The sequence below is a fragment of the Pseudomonas synxantha genome (assembly GCF_900105675.1).
Classification (GTDB): Bacteria; Pseudomonadota; Gammaproteobacteria; order Pseudomonadales; family Pseudomonadaceae; genus Aquipseudomonas; species Aquipseudomonas synxantha.
Genome location: NZ_LT629786.1, coordinates 4,081,388 through 4,097,199, shown reverse-complemented (window position 1 = coordinate 4,097,199; position 15,812 = coordinate 4,081,388). Strand labels below are relative to the sequence as shown.

Genomic DNA, 15,812 nt, shown 5'->3' with positions numbered 1-15,812 from the left:
CACCTGCGCGTCCCGGATTTCTGGCTGGAGATTGGCTGATGAGTGATATCGATGCACGCTTGCGTGAGGATGTTCACCTGCTGGGTGAGCTGTTGGGCAACACCATTCGAGAGCAGTACGGCGATGATTTCCTCGATAAGATCGAGCAGATCCGCAAAGGCGCCAAGGCCGACCGTCGCGGCGCCGGCGATGAACTGAGCACCCGTCTCAACCAGCTGCAGGAAGACGAATTGCTGCCCGTGGCCCGGGCCTTCAACCAGTTTCTCAACCTGGCCAACATTGCCGAGCAATATCAGTTGCTTCATCGGCGCGATGAGTCGCAACCCGCGCCGTTCGAATCCCGAGTCTTGCCGGAGTTGCTGGCCCGCCTGCAAGGCGAGGGGCACAGCAATGAATCCCTGGCCCGCCAGTTGGCACGGTTGGAGATTGAGCTGGTGCTCACCGCCCACCCCACTGAAGTGGCTCGCCGCACCCTGATCCAGAAATACGATGCAATCGCCGCGCAACTGGCCTTGCAGGATCACCGTGACCTCACCAGTGCCGAGCGCGAGCAGATCCGCACACGCCTGCAACGACTGATCGCCGAAGCCTGGCATACCGAGGAAATCCGCCGGGTCCGGCCCACCCCGGTAGACGAAGCCAAATGGGGCTTTGCGGTCATCGAGCATTCGCTGTGGCACGCCATCCCCAATTACCTGCGCAAGGCTGACCAGGCCCTGTTTGCCGCTACCGGGCTGCGCCTGCCCCTGGAGGCAGCGCCGATTCGCTTTGCATCGTGGATGGGCGGCGACCGTGACGGCAACCCGAATGTCACCGCGCCGGTCACCCGCGAAGTGCTGTTGTTGGCACGCTGGATGGCGGCTGACTTGTATTTGCGCGACATCGACCACCTGGCCTCCGAGTTGTCGATGCAACAAGCCAGCCCGGCGTTGCAGGCCAAGGTTGGCGACAGCGTCGAGCCCTATCGCGCGTTGCTCAAGCAACTGCGTGAGCGCCTGCGTGCGACGCGCCAGTGGGCTCACACCTCGTTGACCGCCTACACGGCGGCGCCTGCCGAGGTGTTGCAGGACAACCGCGACCTGCTGGACCCATTGGAGTTGTGCTACCAGTCGCTGCATGAATGCGGCATGGGCGTGATTGCCGATGGCCCGCTGCTCGACTGCCTGCGACGCGCCGTGACCTTCGGCCTGTTCCTGGTGCGCCTGGACGTGCGCCAGGATTCCAGCCGCCATTGCTCGGCCCTGACTGAAATCACCGATTACCTGGGGCTGGGCTGTTATGAGGACTGGGACGAAGAGGCCCGCATCAGCTTCCTCACCCAGGAGCTGGCCAATCGTCGTCCGTTGCTGCCGGGCTATTTCAAACCGTCGGCGGACACTGCCGAAGTGTTGAATACCTGCAAGGAAATTGCTGCCGCACCAGCGGCATCATTAGGTTCGTACGTTATCTCCATGGCGGGCGCCGCGTCGGATGTGCTGGCGGTGCAGTTGCTGCTCAAAGAATCGGGTGTACAACGGCCGATGCGCGTGGTGCCGCTGTTCGAGACCCTGGCCGACCTGGATAACGCCGGGCCGGTGATGGAGCGGCTGTTGCAACTGCCGGGCTATCGCGCAAGGTTGCAGGGCCCACAGGAAGTGATGATCGGCTATTCGGATTCGGCCAAGGACGCTGGCACCACAGCCGCGGCCTGGGCGCAGTACCGGGCGCAGGAGCAGTTGGTGGATATTTGCCGCGAGCAGCAGGTGGAGCTGCTGCTGTTCCACGGTCGTGGCGGCACGGTCGGCCGTGGCGGCGGCCCGGCTCACGCGGCGATCCTGTCGCAGCCACCGGGCTCGGTGGCGGGGCGGTTCCGTACGACTGAACAAGGCGAGATGATTCGCTTCAAATTCGGCCTGCCGGATATTGCCGAACAAAACCTCAACCTCTACCTGGCCGCCGTGCTGGAAGCGACGTTGTTGCCGCCGCCGCCACCGGAGCCGGCCTGGCGTCATTTGATGGATGAGTTGGCGGCCGACGGGGTCAGCGCTTACCGTGCCGTGGTGCGGGAAAATCCGCAGTTCGTCGAATACTTCCGCCAGTCCACCCCGGAGCAGGAGTTGGGACGTTTGCCCCTGGGCAGTCGTCCGGCCAAGCGTCGGGCCGGCGGTATTGAAAGCCTGCGCGCCATCCCGTGGATTTTCGGCTGGACCCAGACGCGCCTTATGCTGCCCGCCTGGCTTGGTTGGGAAGCGGCATTGAGCAAGGCGCTGGAACGGGGTGAAGGCCCGTTGCTGGGGCAGATGCGTGAACGGTGGCCGTTCTTCCGCACGCGCATCGACATGCTGGAAATGGTGCTGGCCAAGGCGGATGCCGATATTGCTCGTCTATATGATGAGCGTCTGGTGCAGGCGGACCTGCTGCCATTGGGTGCGCACTTACGCGACCTATTGTCGCAGGCGTGTGGCGTGGTGCTTGGCCTGACCGGGCAGTCCCAGCTGCTGGCCCATAGCCCCGACACCCTGGAGTTCATTCGTCTTCGCAACACCTACCTCGACCCTTTGCACTTGTTGCAGGCCGAGTTGCTGGCACGTTCGCGTCAACAGGAGGCGGCGCAAGACAGCCCTCTGGAACAGGCGCTGCTGGTGTCCGTCGCCGGTATTGCCGCCGGTTTGCGCAACACCGGTTGAGGTTTCTTGCGTGTTCTCAACGGCTTGCGGATAAACCCCGAGGACCGCCCTGAAAAGGGCGGTCATCGTTTGAGGGGGCGGGTTGCGCTCAGGCACACCCCGTCGCTGACGCATGCCGGGCGTGGGTTTCTCCTACTTTTGGCGGCTTGTATGGTAAGGGCCCGCTGTGTATCTTGATCAGCCTTTGGCCGTTTGATCGGCCTGGAACCACATTTTTACGAGATTGGCCCCACGCGGCGAATCCGAGCGTCATCTCTATAAAAAATTGAGGAGCACATCGATGCGCGTCATTCTGCTGGGAGCTCCCGGGGCCGGTAAAGGTACTCAGGCAAAGTTCATCACTGAAAAATTCGGCATTCCACAAATCTCCACCGGCGACATGCTGCGTGCGGCCGTCAAGGCTGGCACCGAGCTGGGCCTGATCGCCAAGAGTGTGATGGACAGCGGCGGCCTGGTCTCCGATGACCTGATCATCAACCTGGTCAAGGAACGCATCAGCCAGGACGATTGCAAGAACGGTTTCCTGTTCGACGGCTTCCCACGCACCATTCCCCAGGCTGAAGCCCTGGTGAAGGCGGGCGTGGAGCTGGACGCCGTGGTCGAAATCGCGGTTGAAGATGAAGAAATCGTCCAGCGTATTGCCGGCCGTCGTGTTCACGAAGGCTCCGGCCGCGTGTATCACGTCGTCTACAACCCGCCGAAAGTGGAAGGCAAGGACGATGTTACCGGCGAAGACCTGGTGCAGCGTAAAGACGACACCGAAGAAACCGTGCGTCATCGCCTGTCGGTCTACCACTCCCAGACCAAGCCGCTGGTGGATTTCTACCAGAAGCTGTCAGCAGCCCAAGGCAAGCCGAAGTACAGCCATATCCCAGGCGTGGGCTCGGTAGAAGCCATCACCGCCAAGGTGTTGCAAGCATTGAGCTGATCCTGCCATCGGCTTTACGTACAACGGCCCGCTTGCGGGCCGTTGTTGTTTATACTGGCGCACTTTTTTCCCGACTTGGACACCTACACCGATGAGCACCCTGCTGGCCCTGGACACCGCGACTGAAGCTTGCTCCGTTGCCTTGCTGCACGATGGCAAGGTAACGAGCCACTACGAGGTGATCCCGCGCCTGCATGCGCAGAAGCTGTTGCCGATGATCAAGCAGTTGCTTGAAGACGCCGGCACCACCCTGGCGTGTGTGGATGCCATCGCCTTCGGTCGTGGCCCGGGTGCCTTTACCGGTGTGCGTATTGCCATCGGCGTGGTGCAGGGCCTGGCCTTTGCATTGGAGCGTCCGGTATTGCCGGTGTCCAACCTCGCCGTGCTGGCCCAGCGCGCATTGCGTGAACACGGCGCCACGCAAGTGGCGGCGGCGATCGATGCGCGCATGGATGAAGTCTATTGGGGTTGCTACCGCGAGACCGCCGGCGAAATGCGCCTGGTGGGTGTGGAAGCGGTACAGGCGCCGCAAGCGGTGACATTACCGGATGACGTCAGTGGGGATTGGTTTGGTGCCGGCACGGGCTGGGGTTATGGCGAACGCATCAAGGTGCAGTTGGCAGGACGGGACGCTGCGATGTTGCCCCACGCCGAAGATTTGCTGGCATTGGCACGGTTCGCGTTCGAGCGCGGCGAGGCCATTGCGGCAGATCAGGCTGCACCTGTTTACCTGCGCGATAAAGTGGCGCAGACCAAGGCCGAACGCGGAATTATTTGACGTCAAGAATGTAGGCATTCGGTGGCAAATTTCGCCAATCGTCAGAATTTGCCGCAGTTTTTAAACCTTTTACGAATTATGTGTTCTAGTTATCACCAGAGCATTTGCGCACCACGGAAAGTGCCGCTAAATTGCCATCATTGATACCGAGTCTGCATGTATGCGTATAGACGGCTTTTCCTCACAGTCCTACCCACTCAAGCGTAAGCCGCGCAAGGCCAACGTGACGGTAGATGATTCGGTCGAGGATTCGCCGGACTTCATCGAAGTCCACTCTGAGTCGCCCTCCCGCGCCCAAAGTGCTGGAGGCGCCCGTACCAGCGGCGTTCCCGCCCGTCAGCAAGACATGGTCTTCCCCCGCTCCATGAGCAAAAGCGTTGCCACCGCCTTGGCCAGTTACCTGACCACTGCCGGTTTTGTCGAGTGGGATATGGAAGTTCTGGGTCTCGATATCCATATCTGATGGGGTTGCCTTACTACATCGGCTGCCCGTCCTGGAGTGAAAACGCCTGGCGTGAATACCTGTATCCCCTCGATGCTCGTTCCGGCGATTACCTCGGGCTCTACTCCCAGGTCTTCAACGCTGTTGAAGGCAATACCACATTCTATGCTCGCCCCTCGACCGCCACAGTACAGCGCTGGGCTGACATCATGCCCGATGACTTTCGCTTCACCGCCAAATTCCCCGGGGATATCAGCCATGCCGGCGACTTGCGTGAGCAATTGCCGGCGGCCGAAAGTTTTGTCGGGCTGATGAGCCCTCTGGGTGCGCGCGTTTCGCCGCTGTGGCTGCAACTCTCCAAGGGTTTTACACCGCAACGCCTCGCTGAGCTGGCCGGGTTCCTTGATGGTATTGATCGTCCGCTGGCCGTGGAAGTCAGGCATGAGCAGTTCTTCGCCAAGGGCGACGCCGAACGCATGCTCAACCGCCTTTTACGTGACCGTGGCGTCGAGCGCATCTGCCTGGATCCCCGTGCCCTGTTCAGCTGCACCTCCACGTCGGCGGCGGTTCTGCATGCCCAGGCAAAAAAGCCCAGGGTGCCACCGCGCCCGGCGGCGCTGACCCAGTTTCCCCAGGTGCGTTTTATCGGCCATCCGCAGCTTGAGGCCAACGACCCGTTCCTGATCCCGTGGGTGGAAAAGATCGCCAGCTGGATCGAAGAGGGGCGTACGCCCTACATGTTCCTGCACACCTCGGATAACCGCCTCGCCGCACAACTGGCCCTGCGCTTTCACGCCAAGCTGATGGCGCGCCTGCCCGGCTTGCCGCCGCTGCCCACCTTGCATCGAGCGCCCGAAGCGGAGCAACTGGGGTTACTCTAAGGCTCCTTTTCTCGCCAGGAGTCAGTCATGGATGCCCAAACCCTACGCGCCGAAACCTTCAAGGCCCTGCATGAACGTGACCGCGCGTTTGTGATGCCCAACCCCTGGGATGCGGGCTCCGCGATCATGCTCGCCAGCCTGGGCTTCGAGGCGCTGGCCACCACCAGCGCGGGTTATGCATTCAGCCTGGGGCGGCCGGATTCGCAGGGCGCCCTGACCCTCGAGGACACCCTGCTCAATGCTGCAATGATCGCCAACGCCACCACGCTGCCGGTCGCGGCGGACTTGGAAAACGGCTTCAGTGATACGCCCGAAGGCTGCGCCCAGGCCATCTTGCGGGCGGCGGCCAGCGGGATTGTTGGTGGCTCCATCGAAGATGCCACGGGCATTGCCGTAGACCCGATCTATCCCTTCGATCTGGCGGTTGAACGTGTGGAGGCCGCCGTCGCCGCTGCCCGCAGTTTGCCATTCCCCTTCACCTTGACCGCCCGCGCAGAAAATCTCCTGCATGGCCGCCTCGATCTGCCCGACACCCTTCGGCGCCTTCAGGCCTTTGCCGAAGCCGGTGCCGACGTGCTTTATGCCCCGGGCTTGCGCAGTGCCGAAGAGGTGCTGGCAGTGGTCAAGGCGGTGGCGCCCAAACCCGTGAATGTGTTGATGTCCGGTGGCCTTAAGCTCAGCGTAGGGCAATTGAATGCGATGGGCGTCAAGCGCATCAGTGTCGGCTCGGCCATGGCGTTGGCGGCGTATGGCGAGTTCTACCGTGCGGCGCAGGAAGTCCATGAGCGAGGTACCTTCACCTTTACTGAGCGTTCGATGCCTTATGGCCAGGCCACTCAATTCTTCAAGGATTGAACCGTGGGCTGGATAAAAGCGCTGGGTGCGCTGCTATTGCTGACGGGCATATCTGCGCTGGCTGTCTGGCGGGGCTGGGTGCCGATGCCGGCTGAATGGAATCCCTGGGCACCTTTGGATGTGCGCGCCAGCCCGAACCTGCTGACGCGCTACAAGCTCAGCCGTTTGCAAGATGATCCGGCGCTGTGTGACCAGGTATTGCAAACCTCCGGCCTGCGGGTAAGTCGCCAGGCGGACACCGCAGCCGATGCGGCGTGCCCCTTGCGCAATATCTTGCGGGTGCAGGGCGCTGACGTCGTCTTGAGCAGCAGCTTTCTCGCCAGTTGCCCGCTGGCCGTGGCGTTCGCCTTGTTCGAGCGCCACAGCCTGCAACCGGCGGCCCAGGCGATTTTTGGCCAACGGGTGAGTCGCGTCGAGCATTTGGGCAGCTTTGCCTGTCGCAATGTCTACAACCGAGCCGAAGGGCGACTTAGCCAGCACGCCTCGGCCAATGCCCTGGACATCGCCGGTTTTCGCCTGGCGGATGGGCGCAGCATCAGTGTGCTCAAGGATTGGCCGGGGGAGGGTGACAGTGCGCGTTTCCTGCGCCAGGTGCGCGATGGCGCTTGTGATGATTTCAACGTGGTATTGAGCCCGGACTACAACGCAGCGCATCGCAACCACTTTCATCTGGATATGGGACGCTGGTGGGTATGTCGCTGAGGTTTAAGCGGCCAGGCGCAGGTTTTGGGTAACCAGCGGGCGTGCCCAGTAGTAGTCGAAATCCAAGGCTTTTTGTTGTGCCACGAGCTCTTCTTCAGGGTAAGGCGCAGCAGCCGGTGGCAACAGGTCCAGTTCGAACTCGGCAATCGGCAAATGCAGTGGGCGTGGCTGCGGCGCCGGGCCTGGCGCTGGCAGCGGTTGGCCGGCGTTCAGGACAATCGGGCGTACCCAGCCACTGTCGAAATCCTGCAGGCGCTGCTGGGCGATGATTTCGTCTTCCGGGAACGGTGTCGCGGCCGGTGGCAGTAGCTCGGTTTCGAATTCGGCTATCGGCAGGAACAGCGGCTCGGGCGGCGCGATCTCGGTGTCTTTGACCTCGCACTCGCGTTGGGTGAGGATCTGCGACAACAGGTCGGCGCCTTCACTGGGCTCAACCGCTGGGTCCAGCGGTGCTGGCGCCTTGGCGGCCAGCGCCTGCGGCGTTTCACCGAGCTGCTCGGCCAATGCCCGGGCGAAGAAGTCCTGCCACACATGACTCACCCCGGCCAGCGCTTGGGTATTGCGCAGGCCGTAGTGGTTGTGGGTCGGCAGTACACCGATGGTTAGAGGAAGAATGTCTGACATTTTTCTCGGTCGTCGCTCAGCTCTGGCAAAATACCTGACTGTTGTTTTTATCGGCCGTTTTTGGCCGATCCTTAATATTTTCGAGCGTAGCGATTGATGAACGAACAACCAGCGGCCAGCCGCATCCAGGTCGAGGCGTTGGCCGACAGTTTCCAGGCCCGCGCCGAGCAGTGGGCTGCGCTGCTGGGCTTGCCCCAGCAGGTGGTGGATGCGGATTTTTCCCTGCAAGTCGGGGAACAGGGCCTGCAACTGCAACAGCTTGGGCCTGATGCGCCGGGGCCCGTGCGGGTCGACTTTGTCGAAGGAGGCGCGGCGCACCGGCGTCTATATGGCGGTGGCAGCGGGCAAATGATCGCCAAGGCCGTGGGCATCGCCCAAGGCGTGCGGCCCCGGGTACTGGACGCCACGGCCGGCTTGGGCAAGGATGCGTTCGTACTCGCCAGCCTGGGGTGCGAGATGAGCCTGATCGAGCGCCAGCCGTTGATCGGCGCCTTGCTCGAAGACGGTCTGGCACGCGCTGCGCAAGATGTTGAAGTGGCACCGATTGTGGCGCGCATGCAGTTGCTCAAGGGCAACTCTATCGACGTGATGCTCAATTGGGAGGGTGAGCCGCCGCAGGTGATCTACCTGGATCCGATGTTTCCGCACCGTGAGAAAACTGCTCTGGTGAAGAAGGAAATGCGCCTGTTCCGGCCGCTGGTAGGCGATGATCCGGATGCACCGGCGTTGCTCGTGGCTGCCCTGGCGCTGGCCAGCCACCGCGTGGTGGTCAAGCGCCCGCGCAAGGCGCCTTGCATTGACGGGCCGAAGCCGAGCCATGCATTGGATGGTAAATCCAGCCGTTATGACATCTATGCTAAAAAAGCCCTGAAACCCTGAGGCTGGTCGTTCCCACGCAGGCGCGTGGGGCCGATGGGTTCAGGGCCTGAACGCGCGCATAAACAACCTCACCACCTCCTGCACATGTTCCTCGGCCTCTACGGCGCTCAGTTGCCCGCCGCAGCCATACAACAAGCGAAAATTCGCCGTGCCCTTGAGCAGGCAAAAGAAGTGTTCGGCTGCCTTGAATGGTTTATCGATGCGCAGGGCACCGCTCTGGTCAATCTTGCCGAGCAGGCGCTCCATGCCTTGCAGCATGCGCATGGGGCCGGCCTCGAAGAAGATTTGTGAGAGTTTCACGTCCTGATTGCCGGTGGTCATCATCAGGCGATGCAGGTTCACCGACTCCTCGCTGTTGATCAGCCGATGGAAGCCCCGGGCGATGTTCAACAGCACAGTCTCGACGGGCATGCCTGCGGGTAGCTCGAAGTACATCACCGGCAATTGCTCTTCACACTTGGCCACCACCGCGGCAGTGAACAACGTCTCTTTGTCGGTGAAATGGCTGTATACGGTGAGTTTCGATACGCCGGCCGCCAGGGCGACGGCATCCATGCTGGTGTTCGCGTAACCGTTGCTCAAGAACAGGGACTTCGCCGCTTCGAGGATTGCCCGGCGTTTTGCCATGTCCTTGGGACGCCCGGGGCTGGCGGTGTTCACAGGATTGTCGGACATTTTTACCTTTAATACTGGACTGGCGAGTTTGGTATTAATAACATACCGGCCAGTATAATTATTCCTAGCTCTATTTGCGAAAGGTCCTTCAGCATGCGCAGCGCCGTCCTGCCCCTTGCTTTGCCTGTCAGCCTGGTCTTCCTGTTGGCCGCCTGCGGCCATGAAGAAGCGACCCCAACCAGCGTCCGCCCAGCCATGGTGGTACAACCGCAACCCTCGGCGCAGGCAATGGACAGTTACCCTGGCGAGGTGCGTGCCCGTTATGAGCCAGACCTGGCCTTTCGCATCGGTGGCAAAGTCAGCAAGCGCCTGGTGGAGGAGGGGGAGCGGGTCAAAACCAATCAGCCGCTTGCCGAACTCGACCCCCAGGATGTGCGCCTGCAACTGGAAGCCACCCGTGCCCAAGTGGCTGCCGCCGAGGCCAACCTGAGCCTGGTGCGCGCAGAGCGTGATCGCTACAAGACCCTGATGGATCGTCAGATGGTCAGCCGTTCGCAGTACGACAATTCCGAAAACCTCTACCGAGCGGGTGAAGCACGCCTGAAGCAGATCAAGGCCGAGCACGAGGTCTCGAGCAATCAGGCCGGTTATGCTGTGCTGCGTGCGCCTCAGGACGGAGTGGTCGCCAAGCGTGCGGTGGAAGTGGGACAAGTGGTTTCTGCTGGCCAGACTGTGTTCACCCTGGCCACCGATGGCGAGCGTGAGGTGTTGATCAGCCTGCCCGAACATGGCTTTGGTCGTTTCAAGATTGGCCAAGCGGTGTCGGTGGAGTTGTGGAGCCAGCCGGATCAACGCTTCGCCGGGCGCATTCGTGAGCTCTCACCTGCCGCCGACCCGAAATCACGCACCTTCGCCGCTCGCGTGGCCTTCACGGGTGGCAAAGTACCCGCCGAGCTGGGCCAAAGTGCCCGTGTGTTCATACAAGCTGACGGTGTCATCCCACTGTCGGTGCCGCTGTCTGCCCTCAGCGCCGAGAATGGCGCGTCCTACGTCTGGCGTGTACAGCCGGACAACACGCTTGAGCGCACCCCGGTGCGCATTGGCGCCTTCGGTGAAAAAACCGTGCCGGTACTGGAAGGCTTGACCCCCACCGACTGGGTGGTTGCCGCAGGCGTGCATGTGCTCCATGAGGGCCAGCAAGTGCGCCCGGTGGATCGCTCCAACCGTGTGGTGAATCTGGCGGCCAAGGAGTAGTCCCATGGGTTTCAATCTCTCCGAATGGGCGCTGCGTAATCGCCAGATCGTGCTGTTCCTGATGATCCTGCTGGCGGTGGTCGGCACCTTGTCCTACACCAAGCTGGGGCAAAGCGAAGACCCGCCCTTTACCTTCAAGGCCATGGTGATCAAGACCAACTGGCCCGGCGCCACGGCCCAGGAAGTGTCACGCCAGGTCACCGAGCGCATCGAGAAAAAACTGATGGAGACCGGTGAGTACGAGCGCATCGTGTCCTTCTCGCGCCCCGGTGAATCACAGGTGACCTTCATGGCTCGCGATTCGATGCCCTCGGCACGGATCCCTGAGCTGTGGTACCAGGTGCGCAAGAAAATCAGCGACATCCGCCAGACCTTGCCGCCGGACATCCAGGGGCCATTTTTCAACGATGAATTCGGCACCACTTTCGGCAATATCTATGCGCTGACCGGCGACGGCTTTGACTATGCCGTGCTCAAGGACTACGCCGACCGCATCCAGATTCAACTGCAGCGGGTACCGGACGTAGGCAAGGTCGAGCTGCTTGGCCTACAGGACGAGAAGATCTGGATCGAGCTGTCCAACCTCAAGCTCGCCACCCTCGGGTTGCCATTGGCCGCGGTACAGCAGGCGTTGCAGGAGCAAAATGCGGTCTCGACCGCCGGTTTCTTTGAAACCCCGAGCGAGCGCGTGCAGTTGCGGGTATCGGGCAATTTCAAAACCGTGGAGGAAATCCGCAACTTCCCGATCCGTGTGGGGGATCGCACCTTCCGCATCGGTGATGTGGCCGACATCCACCGTGGCTTCAATGACCCTCCGGCACCGCGCATGCGTTATATGGGCGCAGACGCCATCGGCCTGGCCGTGGCCATGCGCGACGGCGGCGATATTCTGGTACTGGGTAAAGCCCTGGAAGGTGAATTCGCACGCTTGCAGAAGAACCTTCCAGCAGGCATGGAGCTGCGCAAGGTGTCAGACCAGCCGGCCGCGGTGAAGACCAGCGTCGGCGAATTTGTCCAGGTACTGGCCGAAGCATTGGCGATTGTATTGCTGGTGAGTTTTTTCTCCCTGGGGGTGCGCACCGGCATGGTGGTCGCCCTGGCGATTCCGCTGGTACTGGCGATGACCTTTGCCACCATGTATTACCTCGGCATCGGCCTGCACAAGATTTCCCTCGGCGCCCTGGTCCTGGCCCTGGGCTTGCTGGTGGACGACGCGATCATCGCCGTGGAAATGATGGCGATCAAAATGGAACAGGGCTACGACCGCCTCAAGGCTGCCAGCTTCGCCTGGACCAGCACCGCGTTCCCCATGCTCACCGGTACGTTGATCACGGCGGCGGGCTTCCTGCCGATTGCCACTGCGCAATCGAGCACCGGCGAATACACCCGTTCGATATTCCAGGTGGTGACCATCGCCTTGCTGGCTTCCTGGGTGGCCGCCGTGGTGTTCGTACCCTATCTGGGGGAAAAGCTCTTGCCGGACCTGGCAAAGATTCATGCGGCCAAGCATGGCGCCGATGGTCCTGATCCCTACGGCACGCCCTTCTACCAGCGCGTAAGACGTTTGGTGGAGTGGTGCGTACGTCGGCGTAAGACGGTCATCGTCCTGACCCTGCTGCTGTTCATCGGCTCGGTTGCGTTGTTCCGCTTCGTGCCGCAACAGTTCTTCCCGGCGTCCGGGCGCCTGGAGCTGATGGTCGATCTGAAACTGGCCGAAGGCGCCTCCCTGAGCAACACCGCCGACCAGGTCAAGCGCCTGGAGGCGTTGCTCAAGGAACACGCCGGCATCAATAACTACGTGGCTTATGTGGGCACCGGTTCGCCGCGCTTTTACCTGCCTTTGGACCAGCAATTGCCGGCCGCCAGCTTTGCGCAATTCGTGGTGCTGGCTAACACCATCGAGGAACGTGAAAGCCTGCGCACCTGGCTGATTGAAACCCTCAACGAGCAATTCCCCGACCTGCGCTCGCGGGTCACCCGCCTGGAGAACGGCCCGCCCGTGGGTTACCCGGTGCAGTTTCGCGTGACTGGCGAGCACATTGAAGAAGTTCGCGCCCTGGCCCGCAAAGTGGCGGCCAAGGTGCGCGAAAACGCCCATGTGGTCAACGTGCACCTGGATTGGGAAGAACCGAGCAAAATCGTCTACCTGAACATCGACCAGGACCGTGCGCGTGCCCTCGGCGTGAGCACCGCCAACCTGTCGAAGTTCCTGCAGAGTTCCTTGACCGGTTCCAGTGTCAGCCAATACCGGGAGGACAATGAATTGATCGAAATCCTCCTGCGCGGCACTGTCCATGAGCGTACCGAGTTGTCGCTGCTGCCAAGCCTGGCGGTGCCTACCGACAATGGTAAAAGCGTGGCGCTCTCGCAAATCGCCACCCTCGAGTACGGTTTTGAAGAGGGCATTATCTGGCACCGCAACCGCCTGCCGACGGTGACGGTGCGCGCTGATATCTACGGCAAGGAACAACCGGCGACATTGGTCCAGCAGATCCTGCCGACCCTCGCACAGGTGCGTGCCGAACTGCCGGACGGCTACCTGCTGGACGTGGGCGGCACAGTGGAAGACTCCGCTCGTGGGCAGAACTCGGTGAAGGCGGGCGTGCCGCTGTTTATTGTGGTGGTGCTGACGTTGCTGATGCTGCAGTTACGCAGCTTCTCACGCACGGCGATGGTCTTCCTTACCGCGCCGTTGGGGTTGATTGGCGTCACCCTGTTTCTGCTGGTATTCCGCCAACCCTTCGGTTTCGTCGCCATGCTCGGCACCATCGCCTTGTCGGGGATGATCATGCGCAACTCGGTGATCCTGGTCGACCAGATCGAGCAGGACATCAAGGCCGGCCTGGCGCCCTGGCAGGCGATCATCGAAGCCACTGTCCGGCGTTTTCGCCCCATTGTGCTGACGGCCCTGGCGGCCGTGCTGGCGATGATTCCGCTGTCGCGTAGCGTGTTCTTCGGGCCGATGGCCGTAGCGATCATGGGCGGATTGATTGTAGCGACGGCGTTGACGCTGCTGTTCTTGCCGGCGCTGTACGCAGCATGGTTCAGAATCAGGAAGGATGGGGTGTAAATCTGCGAATGTTTTGGTAAGCCGGGCGGGAACCTTTTTTTCACGCTTGCCACATATGGTTACCTGTTCGACAGGTATTTAATCCGGTCGATTTTTATCGCCAGGATCAAGTTTCCAGAACATTCATAGAGGTGGAACTGAGATGCTACTACAAGCATTGGGTAACTTTTATACCGGGATCGGCATGCTGCTGGGGGGGGGACTGCCTCACAAACATTTGCATAATGACTCAGTCAGCCGGCGTGAGCTGACTGAGGCGCTCGCATCCTTCAAATATGACCATTCACAGCCTAAGGGCAATATCACAATCAACAACAGCATTGCCAATGCCAATGCCAATGCCAATAGCAACACCCAAATGGGACGCTCAATGCATTGAGTGAGCCTCTGTAACTTTTGTCATTGAGTAATCGCAAACACTTCGCGCCCCGCGAAGTGTTTGCCGTTTACGATCAAGCAATGCTCCATGGGCCAGGCTGTTGGCTGGTTATCCACGCTGATTTACATGCTGATGCAAACACCCAGCAGCTCAGTTGGAACGCCTGCGCCTGTTTCCCCGACTCAGAAATGCCTGATGGACAGGCAGAAGACTTGGCATCGCCATCTAGGCGGCCAAGCCGTTTTCAATGAGTATATGGAGTTCTACATGTCGTTTTTTAATGCCATTGCAGCTTTCAAAGGGGCGTTTCTCGGGGCTTTGCTAGGTAATCATTTTCCCCGTGATGACGTTGGCACCACCCGACCCTACAGGCCTGATGAAGGGGCTTCGGGCCATCATCGTCCCCACTTCAGCCACACCCGACCCGTGACGACATACCAGCATCAACAACCGGTCAGCGGCTATCACTCGCTCCACAGACCCTTGTACCCGCTTTTTCGTTGATCCATTAGTGGGCGTTGCCTGAAACAACCGCGCCAAGGCCGTTAGAAGCGGCCTTGGCGCAGTGGTAAACAGGTGCAGTTGAGGGTTACAGCGCCCCAAACACCTTTTTCGCCAGACTGGTTGCTGCAGCGGCCGGATTCTTGCGAATGGTCTCTTCCTGTTGCGCAATCATCTTGAACAAACCATCCAGGGCTTGCTCGGTCACGTAGTTTTCAACGTTGGCGCTCTTGGCATCCACGGCGCCGAAAGCTGCGGCCTTGCCGGCCAGGGCGTTGTACTGCTGGGCCACGCCGACCTTGTCGGTGGCGGCCTTGACGATGGGCAGGAACTTGGCGCGGATTTCCTCTCGGCTGCTTTTGTTCAGGTATTGAGTGGCGGAGTCCTGACCACCACTGAGAATGCCCTTGGCGTCGGTCACACTCATCTTCTTCACGGCGTTGACCAGAATCGGCTGGGCCTGGGTCACGGCGGTTTCAGCCGCCGCGTTCATGCTGGTTTCCAGCTGCGTGACCTGGTCACCCATGCCAAACATTTTCAGCTTGTCGGCGACTTTGCCGAGTTTGCCCGGCAGGCCGATTTTCACTTCCGGGTTGTCGCTGAAACCACCGGGTTTACCCAGTTGTTTCACGGCGATCTGCGCACCCTGAGTCAAGGCATCCTTGAGGCCACCGCTGGCGTCGCCCTGGGACAGGCTACCGAGATCCAGGGCCATTGCATTGGCACCGAACACCAATCCGGCGCACAGGGCGGTAAGGCGAAGAGTTTTACGAAGCATGGGCGCTTCCTTATGACTGTGGAATGATCAGTGTGCGACCGCATCAACCCGCAGGCGCAGCGGTTGGGGATCCTGGCCATTGAGTTGCACGGTGTGCCGCTCAGTGGTGATAAACAGTAGCTTGCCGTCCAGCTCGATGCGAGCGCTCACCGAGTAGGTGTGGCCGGGCTTGACCTGGGCAGGGTCATAGCTCAGGTGAAACGGCAGCGGCACCTGGCCTTTGACCGGGCCTTTCTGTTCGGCAAGGGTCACGGCCGGAGCGTCCATCAGGGACACGTCTTGCAGGCTGACACTCAGTGTGGCGGCAGGCGGCAGGGCAATGCGTTGCAGGTAGAACACTTCGCCGTCGAGGCTGGCCTTCGGGGTAGGGGTCATCGAGTGGCAGGCTCCGAGCAGAGCAGTCAGGCCCAGGAGGATGATCTTTTTCATAGTGCAGCTCCTTTTCAACGGCGCCGGAATC

16 protein-coding genes are annotated in these 15,812 nt (G+C 60.9%); 12 read left to right on the top strand and 4 right to left on the bottom strand.

The window, feature by feature from the left end; all coding sequences use genetic code 11:
• Positions 1-38 precede the first annotated feature (38 nt).
• From ppc to BLU48_RS19005, 7 genes are all read left to right on the top strand, one after another.
• Positions 39-2,666 carry a phosphoenolpyruvate carboxylase gene (gene ppc, locus BLU48_RS19035; RefSeq protein WP_057021887.1) on the top strand — a complete coding sequence of 876 codons (2,628 nt, stop codon included), beginning with the start codon at positions 39-41 and terminating at the stop codon, positions 2,664-2,666.
• A gap of 280 nt (positions 2,667-2,946) precedes the next feature.
• Positions 2,947-3,594, top strand: a complete 648-nt coding sequence (gene adk, locus BLU48_RS19030; protein ID WP_057021888.1) for an adenylate kinase — start codon at positions 2,947-2,949, stop codon at positions 3,592-3,594.
• Between the two features lie 91 nt (positions 3,595-3,685).
• The gene (gene tsaB, locus BLU48_RS19025) at positions 3,686-4,372 is read left to right on the top strand and encodes a tRNA (adenosine(37)-N6)-threonylcarbamoyltransferase complex dimerization subunit type 1 TsaB (RefSeq protein ID WP_057021889.1); all 687 of its coding nucleotides are present in this window, start codon (positions 3,686-3,688) and stop codon (positions 4,370-4,372) included.
• A 160-nt stretch (positions 4,373-4,532) separates the two neighbouring features.
• Entirely contained in the window at positions 4,533-4,835 is a 303-nt protein-coding gene (locus BLU48_RS19020) for a hypothetical protein (protein ID WP_046071261.1), read from the top strand.
• Positions 4,835-5,695: a DUF72 domain-containing protein gene (locus BLU48_RS19015; protein ID WP_057021890.1), complete on the top strand. Its 861-nt coding sequence runs from the start codon at positions 4,835-4,837 to the stop codon at positions 5,693-5,695. Before BLU48_RS19020 ends, BLU48_RS19015 begins: the two co-directional genes overlap by 1 nt.
• Before the next feature lie 27 nt (positions 5,696-5,722).
• Positions 5,723-6,550, top strand: coding sequence for an isocitrate lyase/PEP mutase family protein (locus BLU48_RS19010; RefSeq protein ID WP_057021891.1), 828 nt, complete (start codon positions 5,723-5,725; stop codon positions 6,548-6,550).
• Positions 6,551-6,553: 3 nt separating this feature from the next.
• Positions 6,554-7,252, top strand: coding sequence for an extensin-like domain-containing protein (locus BLU48_RS19005; protein WP_057021892.1), 699 nt, complete (start codon positions 6,554-6,556; stop codon positions 7,250-7,252).
• Positions 7,253-7,255: 3 nt separating this feature from the next.
• Here BLU48_RS19005 and BLU48_RS19000 read toward each other — a convergent pair whose 3' ends face one another.
• Positions 7,256-7,876, bottom strand: a complete 621-nt coding sequence (locus tag BLU48_RS19000; protein WP_057021893.1) for a hypothetical protein — start codon at positions 7,874-7,876, stop codon at positions 7,256-7,258.
• A gap of 96 nt (positions 7,877-7,972) precedes the next feature.
• Here BLU48_RS19000 and BLU48_RS18995 point away from each other — a divergent pair, with 96 nt between their 5' ends.
• Complete coding sequence (locus tag BLU48_RS18995) at positions 7,973-8,755, top strand: class I SAM-dependent methyltransferase (protein WP_057021894.1); 783 nt, start codon at positions 7,973-7,975, stop codon at positions 8,753-8,755.
• 39 nt (positions 8,756-8,794) lie between these two features.
• On the opposite strand, the gene BLU48_RS18990 is transcribed toward BLU48_RS18995, so the two are convergent.
• Positions 8,795-9,430, bottom strand: a complete 636-nt coding sequence (locus BLU48_RS18990) for a TetR/AcrR family transcriptional regulator (RefSeq protein WP_057021895.1) — start codon at positions 9,428-9,430, stop codon at positions 8,795-8,797.
• Between the two features lie 93 nt (positions 9,431-9,523).
• On the opposite strand from BLU48_RS18990, the gene BLU48_RS18985 reads away from it, so the two are divergent.
• From BLU48_RS18985 to BLU48_RS31760, 4 genes are all read left to right on the top strand, one after another.
• The gene (locus BLU48_RS18985) at positions 9,524-10,624 is read left to right on the top strand and encodes an efflux RND transporter periplasmic adaptor subunit (RefSeq protein ID WP_057021896.1); all 1,101 of its coding nucleotides are present in this window, start codon (positions 9,524-9,526) and stop codon (positions 10,622-10,624) included.
• A 4-nt stretch (positions 10,625-10,628) separates the two neighbouring features.
• Positions 10,629-13,694, top strand: coding sequence for an efflux RND transporter permease subunit (locus BLU48_RS18980; protein ID WP_057021897.1), 3,066 nt, complete (start codon positions 10,629-10,631; stop codon positions 13,692-13,694).
• A 142-nt stretch (positions 13,695-13,836) separates the two neighbouring features.
• A complete protein-coding gene (locus tag BLU48_RS18975) occupies positions 13,837-14,073 on the top strand; it encodes a hypothetical protein (protein WP_057021898.1) in 237 nt (78 codons plus the stop codon).
• Between the two features lie 87 nt (positions 14,074-14,160).
• Complete coding sequence (locus BLU48_RS31760) at positions 14,161-14,577, top strand: hypothetical protein (protein WP_138233644.1); 417 nt, start codon at positions 14,161-14,163, stop codon at positions 14,575-14,577.
• A gap of 85 nt (positions 14,578-14,662) precedes the next feature.
• Here the strand turns inward: BLU48_RS31760 and BLU48_RS18970 are convergent, their stop codons facing one another.
• Positions 14,663-15,352 carry a DUF4197 domain-containing protein gene (locus BLU48_RS18970; protein WP_057021899.1) on the bottom strand — a complete coding sequence of 230 codons (690 nt, stop codon included), beginning with the start codon at positions 15,350-15,352 and terminating at the stop codon, positions 14,663-14,665.
• Between the two features lie 27 nt (positions 15,353-15,379).
• A complete protein-coding gene (locus BLU48_RS18965; protein WP_057021900.1) occupies positions 15,380-15,781 on the bottom strand; it encodes a YbaY family lipoprotein in 402 nt (133 codons plus the stop codon).
• Positions 15,782-15,812: the final 31 nt, after the last annotated feature.